Origin of the sequence: Streptomyces sp. ISL-87 (assembly GCF_018614095.1) — a bacterium.
GTDB lineage: Bacteria > Actinomycetota > Actinomycetes > Streptomycetales > Streptomycetaceae > Streptomyces.
On record NZ_JAGGOY010000076.1, the window covers coordinates 74,156 to 91,990 of the forward strand.

The window sequence follows — 17,835 nt, forward strand, 5'->3', positions numbered from 1 at the left end:
AGTGATTGATTCACGAACTTCAGTCGGCGGCCGAGGCCCCTACCACATGAACTGGCCACCGTCCACGATGAGCTTCTGGCCCGTTACGTAGGCGGCTCCTGCACCCACAAGGAATTCCAGAGCGTCCGCCATCTCCTCGGTGGAGCCGATCCTCCGCTGCGGAATTTCGTCCAGGAGCGAGTTCAGGTGCTCCGGCTCGGCGGTGCGGAATCGAGTCCGCATCTCCTCCGTGTCGATCATTCCCGGAATAAGGCAGTTCACCCGGATGGTAGGAGCCAGCTCCATGGCCAGGCACTTGGTCAGGTGGAGCAGCCCCGCTTTGCTCGAACAGTAGTTGGCGCCGTTCAGCCGGGGGCGGATCGCCGTGGTCGCACCGATGTTGACAATGGAACCACCGCCGGCCTCCAACATGTGCGGAGCAAATGCCCGGGTCATGTAGAAGGGACCCGAAAGGTTGGTGTCCAGCACCTGGCGCCAGTCCGTGTCCGAGATCTCGAGCACCGGCCGGTCTATGTTCAGTCCAGCATTGTTGACCAGCACATGGGGGGTTCCGTGACCGGTACGCACCAGGTCGGCCAGCCGCGCCACGTCATCGGGATCCGACACATCGGACCGGACCACCGAGAGGCTCTTCTTCATCTCCTGTGCAGCCCGGTTCGCCGAATCCTCGTCACTACGAAAAGTAGCGACTACTCGATATCCCATCCGCGTGAGTCTGCGGCTGAATTCGAGCCCGATTCCCTTGGTTCCACCGGTAACTAAAGCCAGTTTATCAGGCGATTTCATTCAAGCTCCGCATAGTGGGTTGTTCGTTCTTTCCCCTGCCGTGGCGGCATCACGGCGGCCGAGGAGGCGTACGCGGCCGGACAGAGGCCGTGCGGCGGACCCGCCGCACGGCCTGGCGCACGCCCCCACCGGGCAGCGCGACCCATGCCCTCAGCTGTGGGATGACTCAGGCGGCGTCGGGCTTACGGGCGCGCAGGATGACGTCGTACCGCCCGGGATACTGCCGGTCCATCGGCTCGAACCCCGCTTCGGTGTACCACTGCTCGAATTCCTTCGGCGTGTAGATGCTGCCCTCGGGCGACGCGATCGTCTGCACGTACGCCGACATGAACGCGGCGTGGGCGGGACCGGTCTCCTCGTCGTCCTGGGCGCACGCCACGATCACCAGGTGACCTCCCGGCTTCAGCGCCCGGTAGGTCTTCGCGAAGAGGTCGCGAACCTGCTCCGGCGACCAGATCTCAAGGAATCGAGAGAATACGACGCAGTCGTGGGAAGTGGGGAACTCTTCCTGCCAGATGTCGGCTCCGACTGCCTGGACACGGTCGGCGAGACCCGCCTCGGCGATCTGCTCTTCCGCCATCTTCGCCACGTTGGGGAGTTCGAGAATGGTCGCCTGGAGGTGCGGCCACCGCCGGGCGAAGGCGATGGCATTCGTTCCCGTGCCGCCGCCGACGTCCAGCACGTGCTGGTAGGAGGAGAAGTCCACGGAGTTGACGAAGTCTTCCACCACCGAGCGGCTCTGATGCTCCATCATGGCGGTGAATACCTTTTCGAGGTTCTTGTCCTCGCCGAGCAGCTCGTAGAGCGTGGTCGCCGACGAGCCGGCAAGCAGCTCCCGGTCCAGCCCCACGTTCTCGTTCTCCACCAGAGATTCGTAGAGCCAGCTCATCGGGCGATACAACATCTCGTGGGTGTAGCGGATGATGACCGGCATGAATTCGCCCGGATCGCCCGCGAGGATATCAGTCGCGGCGGTGTTGTGATACCCGTCGTCTTCCTTGCGCACGAGCTCGAATGTGCTGCACCCCAGCAGCAGCACGCGACCCGCACGTTCCTCCAACTCCAGTGCCCGGGTTATCTCTTCGCGAGTTATGCCTGGCCGCTCCTTGAGGAGGGCAAACAACTTCAGGCGCAGTGCGGCGTGCAGGAACGGGAACCGGAAGCTGGTGTAAACCAGCTTCCACAGCTCGTCCAGGGCGGTCGCTGACGGTGCGGTCATGGTGATCTCCTTCACGGTGCTACGAGCCTCGGGCGTGCACCCTCGGCCGTGTCGTGGCGTGGCGAAATCCAACAACGTCCGGATAAACCGATTGGCAGCATTGAGACAGACAGTGGAAGCGAGATCCCCGCAGCGTGCCGCACCCCGTCCCGGGGACGCGGCACCAAGTGGGCGGGGTTAGACCATCACCTTCACCTGCGTCATTGAAAGTTTCCTCCCCGTTGACGCGTCCTGTCCGAATGACGAATCCGTTAGGCCGCGATACACCACGAGGCAACACCAAAGCCGAGAATGGCACAAGACCATTAACGCCCTCACACCCCCGCTGATGGCGTGAATCGATCGCTTCTGCCTCCGAACCCCTTCATTCTTGGCCGAAGAATCGCCAATCCTGACCTCAATCTGAGCGATCAAGGGGCTGAAAATCGCCCCACGGGATAGAACGGCAGGAAGCTGGATTATCTTTCCCAAAACGGACAGATCGCCGGAATCCGCGACGCCCCATTCGGCGATTGCAGTCGAGGATCCGCTCGGGAATATTTCTGCGCGACGCGCAGTGAAAGGATCCCGCCGACGCCGTGCCTATCTCGAAGCCCAGCAGCGCGTCTACTCCGCACCCGGCCACAAGACGTTGCCGAAGTACGGAGCCACGGACCCGCGCACTATTCGCGGCCTGTTGCGCTACCTGGCTGTTTCGACAGGACGGCAGGACGAGGGCGGCGTTCAAGCGGCCATGTTTCGACAGCGCGTGCTTCCGAGAGCGCCGGCGCTCCCGGAAGCATCACTCCACGACGGGCAGACATTCGTCGAGCAGACCGACGACATCATTCCAGGCACGTCGCGCGTGTCGAGGGTGGTGGCCCACTCCGGGGCGCACCCGCTGGTCCACCGGAGGGTGGTGGAAGGCGTGCAGGGCACCGCCGTAGACCACGAGACGCCAGTCGACTCCCGCGGCCAGTATTTCGGCGGCGAAGGCGTCCCGTTGCGCGGGCGGCATGATCGGGTCTTCCGATCCGACCCCTGCCCACACAGGACAGCGGATGCGCGCCGCCTCACCCGGCCGGCCCGTGGTCAGGCCGTTGACCGTCCCGATCACACGCAGGTCGACACCGTCGCGCCCGAGTTCCAGCCCGATGGCGCCCCCGGTACCGTAGCCGATGACGGCGATCCGGTCGGGATCGGTGCGCGGTTCGGCACGCAACACGTCGAGCGCCGCGTGACCGATCCCGCGCATCCGGTCGGGATCTGCGAGCAGGGGCATCACTCGGGCCATCATCTCGGCAGGGTCGGTGAACCACCGTCCCCCATGGATGTCGAAGGCGAACGCCACGTACCCCATCTCGGCCAGGGCATCGGCCCTGCTGCGCTGGAAGTCGTTCAGTCCGGTCCCCTCGGGCCCGACCAGAACTGCGGGCCGGCGATCCGAGCCGGCCGGGAGCGCCAGGTGCCCGACCATCGTCAGACCGTCGGCCGGGTAGGCGACCGAGCGTGTGGTAACCGTGATCATGGGGCCGAATTGTAGCGACCTCCCGGCCAGGACGATCGGACCGACAGGGCCGACCGGACCACGCCGGTACCTCGCTGAAGTGCGCTGATGGCCGGCAGGTCGCCGATCTCGGTCCCGGCACGTCACCGGCATGGAGGACAGGCCGCCGTTGACCTCGGCAACGGTCGATACGACGACGCGCCGCGCCCGCCGTCGCCGGCGACGACGACCGCAGGACAGGGGAGGGGGCCATCCAGAGACCGGGCCGCGCAGGGCATCTCTCCTGCGGCAGGCAGCCCTGGAGAATTCTCCGCGGAGCATCACCTGTGGAAGCCGATCACCTCGGCGTCAGCACTCTCCTGGGCCTGCCTTCGCAGTCGAACCTCGGGCCGCTGCATCCTGCTGCGTCAACGCATACCCGCGATGGTGCGAGGAGCAACCACCTTGTCGACAATTCCGAACTTCAGCGCCTGGTCGGCGGTGAGGACTTGGGCTCGGTCGACGTCCTTGTTGATCTGCGCGACGTCCCGGCCGGTGTGCTTAGCGAGAAGCCCTTCGACCAACTCCCGCTGACGCTGGACCTCACGGCCCTGGATCTCCAGGTCGGACACTTGGCCCTGGGTGCCGTCGCTGTGCGGCTGCTGGAGGAGTATCCGGGCGCTCGGCAGAGCCAGACGCTTCCCGGGTGTGCCCGCCGCCAGGATCACGGCCGCCACCGAACCGGCCTGCCCGAGGCAGACCGTCTGAATGTCGGGCCGCACGAATTGCATGGTGTCGTAGACCGCCGTGAGCGGAGTGAGGTCACCACCGGGCGAATTGATGTAGAGAGAGATGTCCCGTTCAGCGTCCTGCGACTCGAGGCACAAGAGCTGGGCCATGATGTCGTTCGCCACGACGTCATCGACCTGGGTGCCGAGGAAGATGATGCGTTCCTCGAAGAGTTTCGCGTAGGGGTCGTACTCCCTGGTTCCCTGCGACGTGCGTTCCACGAATCGGGGTACGACGTAACGGCTTTCCGGACTTAAGTTACCGGCCCCGAACGGGGGCGAGGCTGCTGTGGGCATAGAAGTGCTCACTGGGCGTGGTCCTCCCGAGGTGAATGGATGTGCTGATCCGCGGGGCGGAGGACTAGCCGACGGCGCCGAGGCCCGGGTGATCCGCGGTCATCACCTCGTCGATCAGGCCGTACTCCTTGGCCTCCTGGGCCGTGAACCAGCGATCCCGGTCGGAGTCACGGGTGATCGTCTCGGTGTCCTGGCCGGAGTGCTGCGCGATGAGCTCAGCCATTTCCCGCTTGGTGCGGACCAACTGGTCCACGTAGATCTTGATGTCCGAAGCCGAGCCGGCGAAACCGGCCGAGGGCTGGTGCATGAGGATCTTGGTGTGCGGCAATGCGAACCGCTTTCCCTTCGCACCGGCGGTGAGAAGGAACTGGCCCATGGAGGCACAGAATCCCATTGCAATGGTCACGACGTCGTTCTTGATGTACTGCATGGTGTCGTAGACCGCCATGCCGGCGGTAACCGAGCCGCCCGGTGAGTGGATGTACAGGTAGATGTCACGGGTCGGATCCGTCGCGAGCATCAGCATCTGCGCGGTGACGCGGTTGGCGATGTCGTCGTCAACTTCCTTGCCAAGGAAGATGATGCGGTCCTCGAGAAGACGGTTGTAAACCGCATCCACGCCGACCACATCACCGGCACCGCCGCGGGCGTAGGGCATCATCTGGCCTGCTTCGAGAGGAAACTGCCGAGAGCTCATGCGATTCCACTCCTCTGTCGTTGCGTGTCCGCTAAAGGGCTTGCACCGAGTCCGTTCAGCTGCCGTCCGACCAATTGGAGCCGGAAGCAGCACTCCACTCGCCCCCTAGCGCTTAACGAAGCTAACACGCACTCCGCACCCATCCACGAGCGGTTGAGAAGCCGTTCGCTCAGAGCGGAGGGTGTGACTGATTTCAAATTGGCCTGAAACCAGGCTGAGTTCAGACCCCCCGGCGGCGTTGGCAGCGACGAAACCGAGACGACGTCTGCAAAAAACGGTGCATAAGGCAACAATCGACGTCCAAATCCGGCCAGGAGCAGCGCGGTTTCCCCGTCCACCTGCGGACAGCGCGGCCGATGCGGTGCAACCCCCCCGTCGAAGCACGGGGACGGAGTCCGCTTGTGCGCAAAGGCGTGTTGCCGACGCACTCTCATATGTGGCTCTGGCTAAGTGAATTCTGTTGATGTTCTTTGTCGGTTTGGTGAAGGCGGGGCAAGTAACCAGTTGTGCGGGTGGAGGTGCGTGATTACAGTGAGCCGCCGTGCTCGGAGTGGTCGGCTGGGGCCGATAACCCGAGCCTGAGCGAAGGGAATTCCGTCGTGACCGAGACCGAGAAATCCGCCGCCGATACCGCGATACCCGACAGAACAGACCGGCCCGACAGCCTCGGCGGGATCGAGGTTCTCGCCTCGCTCAGCCCCGACTTCACCGCCGACCCCTACATCGCCTACCGCAAGCTGCGCGAGCGCGGTCCGGTGCACCAGGTGGTGGGCCCCGACAGGGGCGTGGTGTGGCTCGTGGTCGGGTACGAGGCCGCGCGCGAGGCCTTCATCTCCCCGCAGCTCAGCCGGGACTGGCAGCGCGAGTACCGGCAGCCCGGCTGGAGCCCGCCGTACGCCCTGAACATGCTCGGCAACGCCAACATGCTGATGAGCGACCCGCCCCACCACACCCGGCTGCGGAAGCTGGTGTCGCAGGAGTTCACGGCCCGGCGGGTCATGGGGATGCAGGCGCGCGTCCAGGAGATCACCGACGATCTGCTGGACCGCATGACGGCGGACGGCGCGCGCGGCGCCGACCTCATCGAGGCGTTCGCCTCCCCGCTCCCCATGATCGTCATCTCCGAGCTGCTCGGCGTCCCCAACCTGGACCGCGCCGCCTTCCACGCCTGGTCCAACGAGACCCTCGCGCCCACCAGCCCCGAGGCGGAGAAGGAGGCGTACGAGCAGGTCATGCCGTATCTCCAGGGGCTCATCGCCGCCAAGCGCGAGAACCCCGGGGAGGACCTGCTCAGCGCCCTCGTCCACACGGTCGACGAGGGCGGCGACCAGCTCACCGAGGACGAACTGGTCTCGTTGGCCTTCCTGATGCTCGTCGCCGGGCACGAGACGACGGTCAACACGATCGGCAACGCGGTGCGCGCGCTCTTCGCGCACCCCGAGCAGCTGGCGGCCGTACGGGCCGATCCGGCAGGGCTGGCGGCGGGGCTGGTGGAGGAGACGCTGCGCTACGACGGGCCGGTGGAGACCACCACGCCGCGCATCGCCCTGGAGGACACCGAGATCGGCGGCGTACGGGTGCCGCGCGGTGCCATCGTGCTGATCACCATGGCCGGCGCGGACCACGACCCGACGCGCTTCCCCGATCCGGAACGCTTCGACGTACGGCGCGAGGAGGCCCGGAGCAATCTCTCCTTCGGACACGGGATCCACTTCTGCCTGGGAGCCCCCCTCGCCCGCCTCGAGGGCCAGGTGGCGCTGCGCACGCTGTTCGAGCGCTGCCCGGATCTGACGGCGGACGGGGAGCCGGGGGAATGGCTCCCGGGGATGCTGATCCGGGGGAGGCGGACCCTGCCGGTGCGGTGGTGATACGCCCGCCGCGGGCGGGCCGACAGGCGGGTGAGCGGTCGCGGCACGCCGTTCGCACAGGTCAGCGGGGATTGTCAGAAGCGGCTCTTCCTCGCCCACCGGCTCGACTGGGCATGAGAGTGCACGGAGCGCCGTGCGTACCCAGGTGACCTGTCTGATGCCCGCTGGGAGCTGAGCGGAGGCTGCTTGCCTGGCGCTTCGAACGTCGCCGGCGGGCCCTGGACTTCGGCCGGCCACCACGGCATGAACTGCGTGAGATCACGAACGCGACCCTCTACGTGGACCGCACCGGCTGCCAGTGGGCCTACTACCGGCAGGAGCGCAAGAACCGCCACCCGTCGGCCTGCGTGATCGACGCACAGAGCGTCAAGACCTCCACCCGCGTCCCCGCCCGAAGCCAGGGCATCGACGCGGGCATGAAGATCGTGGGCCGCAAGCGCAGCATCGTCATTGACACCCTTGGCCTGCTGCTGGCAGCGCTGGTCACCGCTGCCAGCAGCAGGATTCCACCGTCGGCCGCACCCTCCTGGAGCAGTCCGCCGCCGACCACCCCACCCTGCGCAAAGCCTGGGTCGACGGCGGCTACCGCAAGCACTTCGTCGACCACGCCGCCACCCTCGGCATCGACCTCGAAATCGTCCAACGCACCCCTAGGGCCTGAGGGTTCGCACCGACCCCGAGCCCGCCACCTCACCGGCGAGAGCACCATCTCCTGGCGCGAGCCGTCACCAGTACAGCAAAGCCGCATCCCGGAATGAAACAGCAGGATGAAACGACCTCTTACACCTCCGGAGCCCACCGCGCGGTAGGGAGCAACCGGACAGGCCCGGGCGGCGGCTGGACTAGACGCAGAACCTGCCGTCACTCGCAGGCAGCCTGCTGCTGAGCAGACCTTCGCCCTGCCACACCAGTTCAAACGGCTCGCCATCCGAGGGGAAGGCAGTGCCGAATGACGGCTGTCAGTAGATACTCCCCGTAGGCGGCCACGGCCAGATGTCTCCCCGAAACTGGACCGATACCGGTCAGCGAAGCTGGCCCGGTGTGAAGAACAGCAGGGAGATCACGGAGATCCTGGACGCATGCAACCTCACGGGGAGTTGCTGAGCGGCGGCCAAGCCGGCTGGCTGGCTGGCTGGCTGGCTGGCTGGCTGGCTGGCTGGCTGGCTGGCTGGCTGGCTGGCTGCGACCATCACACGGTGGCCCGGTATGTGCGGATGCGGGCGGAGAGCGCCAGCCCGACGGCCCGCCGGCACCGGGCCCGTCCGATCGACGAGTTCCTGGCGAAGATCGAGGAACTGGTGGTGGACTCCCACGGCCGGTCCGAGCGGATCTGGTACACCGGCGGATCCCGGCGATGGGCTTCACAGGCGGGGAGCGAACGACGCGGCGGGTGCTCTCGGAGGTGAAAGCGAGCCTGCGGGCTCGCGGCGGGTCATTGGCCGTGAATCACCGAGCCGGGTCTGTGGCTGAAGTGGGACTGGAGCCATGGTCCCAAGATCGGCGGGCGGCAGACGCAACTGTGGTGCGCGTGGCCGGCCTGGTCGAGGTTCCGAGTCGTGGTTCCGGTCTTCGACAAGACACTGCCGACGATCGTGGCCTGCCTCGATGCGACATTGCGGCGCATAGGAGGAGTGCCAGCCTATGCGTTGACCGACGAGAGAAGACGCTCACCACGACGCGTGGCGCACGTCGCGAACATCGCGGTCCGCAATCCGGAGATCGTCGAGGTCGCAAGGTATTACGGGCTGACGATCCGTACTTGTCTGCCGGCCGACCCGGAACCCAAGGACGGATCCGAGGCGACGGCGCGGATCTCGAAGGCCGATCTGGTGCCCACGGATACGAATCTCCTGGAGCAGTACCCGGCCTTCGGGCATCTCGAGGCGGCCTGCCATACCTTCGGCGACGAGGTCAATAGCCGGGTCCACCGGGACACCCGGCGCAAGCCCGCCGAGGCCCTCGCGGAAGAGCAACAGCGTCATCGGCCACAGAGACCACGGCCTCCTCATCCAACCTAGACTCGGGATTCGCAGGGTCGTAGGCGATCGCCAGGTCGTACCGCTCCCTCCTCCTACGTCGCGTAGCCATCCGTGCAGCCGGGATCACGGTCCCGTCCAGCGGCAATCCGCTGCCCGAAGCTGCTCCGCTGGGGGGAATCTGGGGGGAATGAGGCCTCGTTGGGGGGCGGCTGGGGGGAATCGGCTGCACATACGGGGAGCAGGGTGAAAGACTCGGAAAGGTCGATCGCTGCAGGTCAGGCCGCCCGAGTGGGGAGTTTCCGCAGGTCAGCGGCATGCGGGTGACGACTTCAAGAAGATCTCCTCGTGGGCCGCCATCCTGTTTGCACCCACGTTGGTGGGAACCATCTACGGCATGAACTTCGAAGACATGCCGGAACTGAAGTGGGCGGGCGGCTACCCCTTCGCCATCCTGCTGATGGCAGTGGTGTGCACGAGTCTGTACATCATCTTCAAGAAGCGCGACTGGCTGTAGGCGGCACATCGACGTCATTGATCGCTTAGCTCTTGCGAACGCATGGAGGCGTCCCGCAAGGCCCCCTGGGGAGAATCTGGGGAGAATGCGCAGCCCGCCCCCGCGGGGCGCTCCCCTGCACCTTGGCAATGCCCCTGCCGCGCCGTCGACCGCCTCCAGCAGCACGCGGCTGCGGAGGGTAACGAAAACGGGTGGCACAGCATCTGCTGCGCCACCCGTTCGCCGCCACCAGGCCCGTGCTGTCCCGCCGGACGGCTACAAGTCGGCAGTTGTCCAATGGCCGTGGATCTTGACCGTAGACCACCGATGTCCGACCCCATGGCTAAAGGTTGTCCCGAACAGCTGGGCGCAAGAGCGTTGTTTCCAACGGCGATCACGCCGGCCAGATCATCCACCGCGCAGGCCCCGGTTGTAGCCGAGCTGACCACGGGCGCTCGCCGAAGGCCCGGCCGACGCCGGGGCGGCGAAAAGCTTGGCGTGCGGGGCCGACGGAACCGGGTAACGTCTTTGTCATGTTCTTCCAGACGCCGATTTACGAGTGAGAGCGTGACGGGCCCCTGCTGACGTCCTTCGACGTCGCCGCGCCCGTCCCCCACCGATGAATCCGTAGATCACTTCACATCATCACCGGGAGAACCCGTGACCGACAGCAAGAACATCAACAACCCCGTGGGCCAGGGCGGCGGCCAGCGCAAGAAGCTGTCCCGCGCCGAACGGCAGAACAACGGCCCGCACCGCAACCTCGACCGCCAGGGTGCCGCCGACCAGAAGGCGGAGCTGGTGCGCAAGATGCGCGAGAAGGCAGCCGCAGCTGAGGGCGCCGAGCAGGCGAGCGACGACACCGCACAGAGCTGACGCACCGCCGCCTCAGGGCGGCACCGCACGGGGCAGGGCCCGGACCGCGACGCGCGGTCCGGGCCCTGCCGCCGTATCGGGGCTCTGCTGCCGTACCGGGCGCGGCCGGTCCCGCTCAGCTCTCGGCCGACCACCCGCGTCTCAGCCGACCACCCGGGGCAGCCGAAGATTCAGCAGCTCAGTCACCGCCACCATCCCGAGCTGCACCAGCAGCGTCACCACCAGCGCGTCCCCGTACCCAGCCCCGGCGAGAACCCACGACCCTTCCTGGCCCTTGCAGTTGAGGCTCTGGCCCCGGTTGACGGTGCCGAAGACGGGGTACTCCGCGCCGGGCCCGCTGCGGTAGTTGACGCCGTTGTCGTTGGCCGTGCACACCAGACCGGCCTGCGCCACCGCCACGGTCGGCGCGGCCTGGACCGGCGCGGCGACAGCACCCGTGGCCGCCACGGCGCTGAGCGCCAGACCCGTCAGCGCGCCCTACACGAGACTCCTGCGGAACGTGATCATGAGACCTCCCTCCTTCCCCCGTCGGGGGTCGCCTTCCAGGCTGGCAGGGGCAGATCACCAGAAGGGGTCACTCGCCCGGGGGCGCAGGCGTGTTCCCACCAGCGCACGGGGCGCACATCTGCCGAGGGGCTGGGCGGCGGCGCTTCTGTCATCGCCGGCCGTTACGGTGGCCCGCATGAACGAGAACACCTACTGGACCTCTGCGCCGGACCGGATCGTGCGCGGCTCGATGAGTCTGTGCCACCTGACAGCGTTCGAGGCGCCATTCAACGTCGACGCCCGTAACCTGCCCCCCAACGACCCTGAGCGCGCACGCGCGTTCGTCGAGTCGTTCGAGGGCATCGAGGCCGTCCTGGAGGACCTCGGGCCGCGCTCCGCGCAGACCCCGCTCCCATCGGCAGCACGGTCTGATCTGGACATCGTGCACGCTGCCGCGTGGGGCGGCATGTTGAGCATCATGACTCCCGCGTTCGCGACCGACGGCAACGACGAGCCGCTCCGGTCGGCGGCGAAGGAGTTGCGGGAGCGGTTCCCGGATGCGCGGATCGTGGGACGGGTCTCCTACCACGGGGGGATGGAGCACACCGAGAACATCGTGTGGTTGCCGGACGGAGCGATGTTCCACGCATCGGGATGGCCGGATGATGAGCCGTTCGTCATCTCGGGCGATCCGCGTGCGGTGATCGCGTCCCTAGATCTCAGGGGGTGGATGGTGGACAACGCCGGCGTCGACCTGGACGAGCCCGCGAACGAGGTCTACTGGGCGGGCCTGGGGGGCTTGGCGCTCGGGCATTCGGATCCGTGGGGGTGGGAGGAGATGGAGACGACGGCGTTCCGTGTACGGCACTCCGAGGACGCGGTGAGGGACATGGAGAGCTTGTACTTCGTCTAGGCGCAAGTCGGCGGGCGCCCCTGGGGCCGAGGGTCGCGACGGGTGAACTGGCGGCCTGCGCGGTGGTGTTGACGCTTTGTCGACACGCTTTAACTCGTCTTTACTCGTGGCGGGTGGGGGCTACGGTGTTCGGGCGGCGCGTACACGTCACGGGGGCCCACGCGCCGCCCGCACCCCCTCAAGGCCCCACCAGAGAGGGAAAGACGAGCTCTTGAACAAACACATTCGTATACCGTCCAAGTGGCGGTTCGCGGCCAGGTTCACGGCCGCTGTCGGCCTGACGGCCGCGATCGTCACAACCGGGCTCCAGGCCGTCGAGGCCGCACCACCAAAGCTGCCGCCGGTCTCGGCGAAGATGAAGGCGGGATCCGGGAAACGCTGCGACACCCGCAACGGCCTCCCGACCGCCCCGACGACACCGCCGGACTCCGGGTTCCCCGACAACCCGACCGGGAACCTGTACAAGGACACTGCCCTCCCCAGGAACTTCGACTTCGACCTTCCGGGACAGGCGTACGACGGCCTTCAGACACCGACAGCCGCCCAGAAGACCGAGGCCCTGTCGAAGGTCCCCGGGGACCTGGACAAGAACGTCGACGCATGGAAGAAGATCGCCAACGCGTCGGGGAAGCCCGCGGACCGGGCGATGGAGATTTACGCCCGGTACTTCGCGAACAAGGAGAACCTGGGGTTCAAGCACTGGTTCGACAAGCGGTACATCCGCAACCAGATCAACAACCACAAGGGCTCGGGCTTCGAACGGCAGCTCGTCAAGGACTACAAGCTGATCGGCCCGGACTGGCTGTGTGAGGTCACCGTCGAGCTGTTCGACAAGAACGGCGACAAGGTCGGCGAGCGCCGGTACGACGCCTACAACCAGAAGAGCAAAGAGTTCAACGAGTTCAAGTCGAACTCGAAGCTGACGGCGAAGCAGCTTGCGAATGACCGGGTCGTCGCCAAGTCGATGCCCGACCACAAGTTCCGCTTCACCGGCGCGAAGCCCTTCACCAAGGGCCAGGTCAAGCAAATCGACGACCTGGAGCGCGACGTCCGCAACATGCGGAACGGGAAGACCGGGCAGGTGCGCGGAAACCAGCGCATATACAACCCGGTGCCCAAGACCACCCCGATCAAGGGGTATTCGGACCATCAGCGGTGGTTCGCGCCCGCCTGCCAGACCGGCACAACGCAGCTCGCGGCGGCCGGCGCCAACACGTGCGGCACCCGCGGCCCCGCCAACGACCGGGCCCTGTCCTCCGGGAAGACCCTGGAAGAGGCGAAGCGCTACCAGCGGGACGCCAACCGCCTCGACCCGAGGGGCACCCTCCCCAGGGGCGGCCCGGGCGGCGTCGACTTCACCACCATGGAACTCCGGTACGTCGGCGGCCTCGAAAAGGGCAAGGGCATGAGCTACTCCATGCGCGCCGACCAGATGCCCGACCCGGACAACAACCCCGGCTTCGGCGGCGAAGCCCGGATGCAGCTCTCCTCCGACGCCCTGTTCACCTGGCTCGCCCTGACCCCCGAAAAGTTCTGGGTCAACCTGAACCCGGACCAGCCGGGCAAGGTCATGGACGCCAAGTTCGGCAAGACCGACGCCGGCCGCGTCCTCCTCGACGCCGACCTGGTCATGAAGCACGACTTCTCCGAGGCCCTGAACCCCGACAAGCATCCCGGGGGCAAGCTGTACTGGGACACCGCGCCGCGCCGCAACGGCATCCCCTGCTTCCCCGGTACCCGCTTTTGGATTGAGCCCGACGAGGCCAAGGTCCGCGAGCAGGACGGCGGGATCTACATCCTCGAATCGCCGATGGACGTCTCCGCCCAGTGGCTGGACGTCGACTACACCGTCCCCGGCTCCACCGAATGCACCGACCTCTCGGACGCCGAGAAGAAGGCCATCGAACGGTCGGTCAACGCCAACATCGTCCCGGTCATCCGGGAGCGGGTGAACAAGGACCCCAAGTACGCCGAGCTGCGCGCCGTCTACAACGCCCGCGTCGCCGCCGAGTACATCCGTCAGCAGGACGCCAAGTCCCCGACGGACTTCCACGACATCATCAACTCCAACGACGTCTCGGCCTGGCCGATCCGCGCTCCGCATGAGGACTGGACCCGTGAAAAGGTCTGGGACAAGTACATGCAGTCCATCAAGGAGGGCATCGAGTGGTTCGAGCTGGAGTACGGCGGCAAGCTGTATAAGCAGGGCGTCGGCGGCGTCGACTTCTCCAAGCAGCCCAAGCAGAACATCCCCAAGGCCCAGTTCGACGCCCAGGACCGGGACCTGGACAACACGACCGTCAACTCCGGCAAGTCCGATGACGCCTCCTACCGGGACCTCGACACCCTGTACCTCGGCGCAGGCCCGGCCACAGACGGCAGCGGCGAGGACCCGGGCGGCGAAGATCCCGGCGACGACCCCACCCCCACCCCGACACCGACCCCGTCGGGCACCGGCAAGCCGACCAACCCCCCGACGACCCCGGCCCCGGACCCCACCAACCCCGGCGGCGGTGACAACACGCCGCCCACGCCGGAGGACCCCGACGGCGACCTCGCCGACACCGGCTCCAACACACCGGTGGGCCTCATCGCCGGTGTCGCCGCTGCCCTCGCAGCGGCCGGCGTCACCCTGACGTGGTGGATGCGGCGCCGCCGCACCGCGCAGGAGTAGCCTGACCAGGCAGTCACGTCTCACAGTGAAGGGCTCCACCCGTAAGTACACGCCGGGTGGGGCCCTTCGCCGTCCCCGCCCAGGATCCAGACGGGCCTCTTACGGTCACACGGCGGCCAGCCGATCATCCATACATCCAACGAACCGTAGAGAGGGGGGCCCTCGCGTGCCCACACCAACGCGCCGCCCACAGCGCCGACTTACCACCTTGAAGGCGACCCTGGTCGCGTTCGTGACGCTTGCCGCGCTCACGGTCCAGACCTCGCCGGCCGCCGCCGACATCTGCGGCAGGCAGGTCGGTGGCGACACCCTCGCCAAGTTGACGATGGTTCATCACTTCAAAACCGCCGCAATTCACTCGATTTCAACGTGGGCCATTCCGCTGGTGGAGCACTTCCGCTGTCGGCCGGTCCGGTGCTCACGGGCGCAAGAGCTGGTTGCCTACCGCGAAGGCGGCGGACCTTCGGGAAGTCGATGAGCCGCGCGACGCTGCGCGGCGGGCTCGGAGGCTGCCCTCGAGCCCCGGCCGGACACGGCCGTTCGGTCTCCTCGCGATCGTCACGCAGGACGCGCCTGGTGCTCCGTCGGTCCGGCGTGCCGGCCCCCTCTACGGGGCAGCGCGAGCAGATCCCGTACGGAACGGCCGTGGCGGTGCTGATCGCGTCGCCCGTGGTGGCCCTGCCCCTGTGCGTCAGCGGAGTGGACCTCCCGCTGACCGGCCTGTGCTGCCTGGCGCTCGCCTTGGCGGCCCGCGGCCGCCCGGCGGCGGCGGGCCTGGCGCTCGCCGTGGTGTGCTCCCTCAAGTGGACGGCCTGGCCCGCGATCGCCGTGGCCTTGGCCCTGCTCGGTTGTGTGGCCGGCCGCCGTGCGGCCGTGCGCTGCACGGGCATCGCGGCGGTCGGCACGACCCTGCTGATCGTGCCCAGCGCACTGCTCTCGCCCGCCGCCATGGTGGAGCAGGTACTGGCCTTCCCGACCGGACGCGGCAACTTGCCGACGCCGGCCGCCAGTCCGCTGCCCGGCCGGCTGCTGGCCGATCTGGGTCCGGCCGGCTGGTACGCGGCCGTAGGTCTGCTGGTCTGCGGGGCGCTCGCCGTTGCCCTTTACCTCGTGCGGCTCCCGCCCGCTCATCTGCGGGCCGCGGCCGACCGGCTCGCGATCGGCTTGTTGGTGGCCTTCACCCTGGCGCCCGCCGGACGCTTCGGCTATCTCGCACTGCCCCTCGTACTGATGGGGTGGGCCAGGTTGGTCGACGCTCGTGAACCGCTTCCCAGCCTGCCGGTACGCGGAGCACGGCCGGACGGCATGGCCCTCGTGGTCCCGTCCCGACACTCGTACGCCCACGCCGGTACAGGAGGAGAACAATGACCGGCCAGTCCTCGGCCCAACCGCTGCACTCTGCCGACGGCCTCCGCCCGACGCACCGGGCAAACAGCCGAACCGCCAACCAGGAGGGCAGCCGGACCGACAACCGGCCCGGCAAGTGCGCCACGGGCGTGGCCGCCGCCCTGCACTGGGCGGCATCGCGCTACTCCTTCGTGGAGGAAGAGGTCGCCGGACTCGACGAGTTCGTCGCCCCCGGCGATGTCTGCCTGGACATCGGCGCCGAATACGGCCTCTACACATGGACGCTGGCCGCCCTGGCCGGGCCCTCGGGGGGCGTGCACAGCGTCGAGCCCCTGCCCGGCCCGGCTCGCTGGCTGGCTGCGCACCGCCGCCCGCCTGCTGGGCTGCCGCAACGTCACACCCCAAGTGGGCTGGTCGCGGGTAGGCCAGTGGCCCGGCTGTCGCGTCGGGTGGGCACCGGGTTCCACGGCTCCGGTGGGGTGATCAGGCTTGTTGGGACGGGTAAGTCTGCTGGTCAGCCTGGGTTCGGGAGAGCGTCAAGTCGCTGGATCGCGGTGGTGATCACGTCGGTCCAGGGCCAGTGACGGGCGAACCGGAGGTGTCGGCGGCGGGCGGTGGTGACGAGCTGGGCGGCGGCGGAAAAGAGTCGTAGCCGGAGCCGGCGGGGTTCCCAGAGGCGGGGTTTGCCGGTCAGGGCGAGCATAGGCAGCCAGGCCAGCAGGTCGAGTGCGAGCTGGACGATCTCCAGCCAGATCTGATTCTGGGCACTCTCGTGTAGAGGCAGGTTGCGCAGGCCGGTGGCGCGGGCGGCCCGGATGCGGTCCTCGGCCCGTGCTCGCTGGCGGTGTCGCATTTCGAGTGCGGCGATCGGAGCATCGGTGGTGTTGGTGGCGAACGCGGTGAGCCGCAGTCCGTCGGCGTCGGTGATCCGCAACTGGGCGCCGGGGTGCGGTCGTTCCTTGCGGACGATCAGCCGCATCCCCTTCGGCCAGCCCTTCAGGCAGTCGCCGTCCAACTCGGCCACCCAGGCGCCGTCGCGGATCTCACCGCCCGGCTCGATCGCGGGCGTCCAGGCCGGGGCAGGCACCTTCAGCACGGCTTGGTGGATGGAGTCGGTGATGGTCATGCCGACCGAGTACGACAGCCACCGGCCCCGCTTCGCGAGCCAGGTCACGAACTCGTGGGTCCCGCCAGCGGAGTCGGTACGAATGAGTGTGCTCCGTCCGCGCCGGTGACGTTTCGGGAGTTGGGCCAGGGCGACTTGGGTCACGGTGATGTGGTCGGCGGCGGTGTTGCTGCCCGCGTTCCCGGGCCGCAGCAGGGCTGCCACCGGCTCTCCGGTGCCGCCGGGGCCGTGGTCGACGAAGGCCAGCGGATGGTGCCCATAGGTCTTCTTCCAGGTCGCGGCGGCGTCCTGCTTGTCGGAGTGGGCCAGCACCAGCACTCCGTCCAGGTCCACGACCACGTGCCCGCCGACGTCGGGCGCCGCCTTCCCGGCCAGCTTCCAGACGTGTTCGCGCACTTCGGACCGGGCGGACCGGATCGCGGTCAGGACCTTCGGGCCGGCCGCGGCGAGGGTGTCGATGAGCCGGGAGACGGTCGGGTCAGAGGCCACCGGCCCGAACACGCCCGGCTCCGCCCGCAGCATCCCGGCGTCGGCCAGGCAGTCCCCGCCGAGTGCGACCGCCAGGGCCACGTCCAGAAGGATCTTTCCTGGATCGTGCACCGCCCGGGCCTTCCGCCACGATGCGAGCGCGGCCGATATCGCGGTGTCCAGGCCGGTCTTGCGGACGGCCTCGACCAGGAGTATGCCCCCTGCCTGGGAGACCACCCCACGGCCGGCACCCTCAACGCGGACACGCGGGTACGACCCGATACGCTTCTTCACCTGAGAAGTGCTTCTTTCCACGGCACGATCTGGACCCTCGACAAGTCCTATCGCTGCAG

Annotated in this window: 14 protein-coding genes and 3 pseudogenes; 10 read left to right on the plus strand and 7 right to left on the minus strand. The window is 67.5% G+C overall.

Annotated features, from left to right (window positions below; genetic code table 11):
- Positions 1-39: 39 nt before the first annotated feature.
- The 5 genes from J7I97_RS26955 to J7I97_RS26975 form a co-directional block, all read right to left on the minus strand.
- Positions 40-786, minus strand: a complete 747-nt coding sequence (locus J7I97_RS26955) for an SDR family NAD(P)-dependent oxidoreductase (protein ID WP_214939559.1) — start codon at positions 784-786, stop codon at positions 40-42.
- A 166-nt stretch (positions 787-952) separates the two neighbouring features.
- Entirely contained in the window at positions 953-2,020 is a 1,068-nt protein-coding gene (locus tag J7I97_RS38925) for a methyltransferase (protein WP_214939563.1), read from the minus strand.
- A 766-nt stretch (positions 2,021-2,786) separates the two neighbouring features.
- Positions 2,787-3,512, minus strand: coding sequence for a dienelactone hydrolase family protein (locus J7I97_RS26965; RefSeq protein ID WP_214939566.1), 726 nt, complete (start codon positions 3,510-3,512; stop codon positions 2,787-2,789).
- Between the two features lie 386 nt (positions 3,513-3,898).
- The gene (locus J7I97_RS26970) at positions 3,899-4,555 is read right to left on the minus strand and encodes an ATP-dependent Clp protease proteolytic subunit (RefSeq protein WP_214939569.1); all 657 of its coding nucleotides are present in this window, start codon (positions 4,553-4,555) and stop codon (positions 3,899-3,901) included.
- Between the two features lie 64 nt (positions 4,556-4,619).
- A complete protein-coding gene (locus J7I97_RS26975) occupies positions 4,620-5,252 on the minus strand; it encodes an ATP-dependent Clp protease proteolytic subunit (protein WP_374103563.1) in 633 nt (210 codons plus the stop codon).
- Between the two features lie 599 nt (positions 5,253-5,851).
- Here J7I97_RS26975 and J7I97_RS26980 point away from each other — a divergent pair.
- The 5 genes and pseudogenes from J7I97_RS26980 to J7I97_RS27000 all read left to right on the plus strand — a co-directional run bounded on the left by J7I97_RS26980 (position 5,852) and on the right by J7I97_RS27000 (position 10,468).
- Positions 5,852-7,120 carry a cytochrome P450 gene (locus tag J7I97_RS26980; protein WP_308363529.1) on the plus strand — a complete coding sequence of 423 codons (1,269 nt, stop codon included), beginning with the start codon at positions 5,852-5,854 and terminating at the stop codon, positions 7,118-7,120.
- 150 nt (positions 7,121-7,270) lie between these two features.
- Positions 7,271-7,772 (plus strand): annotated as a pseudogene (locus J7I97_RS38930) (transposase); the annotation flags it as partial.
- A 520-nt stretch (positions 7,773-8,292) separates the two neighbouring features.
- Positions 8,293-9,123: pseudogene (locus J7I97_RS26990) on the plus strand (IS21 family transposase); the annotation flags it as partial.
- Positions 9,124-9,421: 298 nt separating this feature from the next.
- Positions 9,422-9,613, plus strand: a pseudogene (locus J7I97_RS26995) (CorA family divalent cation transporter); the annotation flags it as partial.
- 639 nt (positions 9,614-10,252) lie between these two features.
- Positions 10,253-10,468, plus strand: a complete 216-nt coding sequence (locus J7I97_RS27000; protein ID WP_214939575.1) for a DUF6243 family protein — start codon at positions 10,253-10,255, stop codon at positions 10,466-10,468.
- 141 nt (positions 10,469-10,609) lie between these two features.
- On the opposite strand, the gene J7I97_RS39660 is transcribed toward J7I97_RS27000, so the two are convergent.
- On the minus strand, positions 10,610-10,915 hold the full coding sequence (locus J7I97_RS39660) for a hypothetical protein (RefSeq protein WP_285441148.1): 306 nt from the start codon (positions 10,913-10,915) through the stop codon (positions 10,610-10,612).
- Between the two features lie 235 nt (positions 10,916-11,150).
- On the opposite strand from J7I97_RS39660, the gene J7I97_RS27010 reads away from it, so the two are divergent.
- The 5 genes from J7I97_RS27010 (at position 11,151) to J7I97_RS38935 (ending at position 16,472) form a co-directional block, all read left to right on the plus strand.
- Entirely contained in the window at positions 11,151-11,867 is a 717-nt protein-coding gene (locus J7I97_RS27010; protein ID WP_251059201.1) for a DUF6333 family protein, read from the plus strand.
- Positions 11,868-12,078: 211 nt separating this feature from the next.
- Complete coding sequence (locus J7I97_RS27015; RefSeq protein WP_214939580.1) at positions 12,079-14,541, plus strand: hypothetical protein; 2,463 nt, start codon at positions 12,079-12,081, stop codon at positions 14,539-14,541.
- A gap of 208 nt (positions 14,542-14,749) precedes the next feature.
- A complete protein-coding gene (locus tag J7I97_RS27020; RefSeq protein WP_214939582.1) occupies positions 14,750-15,019 on the plus strand; it encodes a hypothetical protein in 270 nt (89 codons plus the stop codon).
- 98 nt (positions 15,020-15,117) lie between these two features.
- Positions 15,118-15,909, plus strand: coding sequence for a glycosyltransferase 87 family protein (locus J7I97_RS27025; RefSeq protein ID WP_308369348.1), 792 nt, complete (start codon positions 15,118-15,120; stop codon positions 15,907-15,909).
- Positions 15,906-16,472: a hypothetical protein gene (locus tag J7I97_RS38935; protein ID WP_251059202.1), complete on the plus strand. Its 567-nt coding sequence runs from the start codon at positions 15,906-15,908 to the stop codon at positions 16,470-16,472. Before J7I97_RS27025 ends, J7I97_RS38935 begins: the two co-directional genes overlap by 4 nt.
- On the opposite strand, the gene J7I97_RS27035 is transcribed toward J7I97_RS38935, so the two are convergent.
- Positions 16,403-17,776: an IS1380 family transposase gene (locus J7I97_RS27035; RefSeq protein ID WP_214939588.1), complete on the minus strand. Its 1,374-nt coding sequence runs from the start codon at positions 17,774-17,776 to the stop codon at positions 16,403-16,405. The genes J7I97_RS38935 and J7I97_RS27035 overlap by 70 nt on opposite strands.
- Positions 17,777-17,835: the final 59 nt, after the last annotated feature.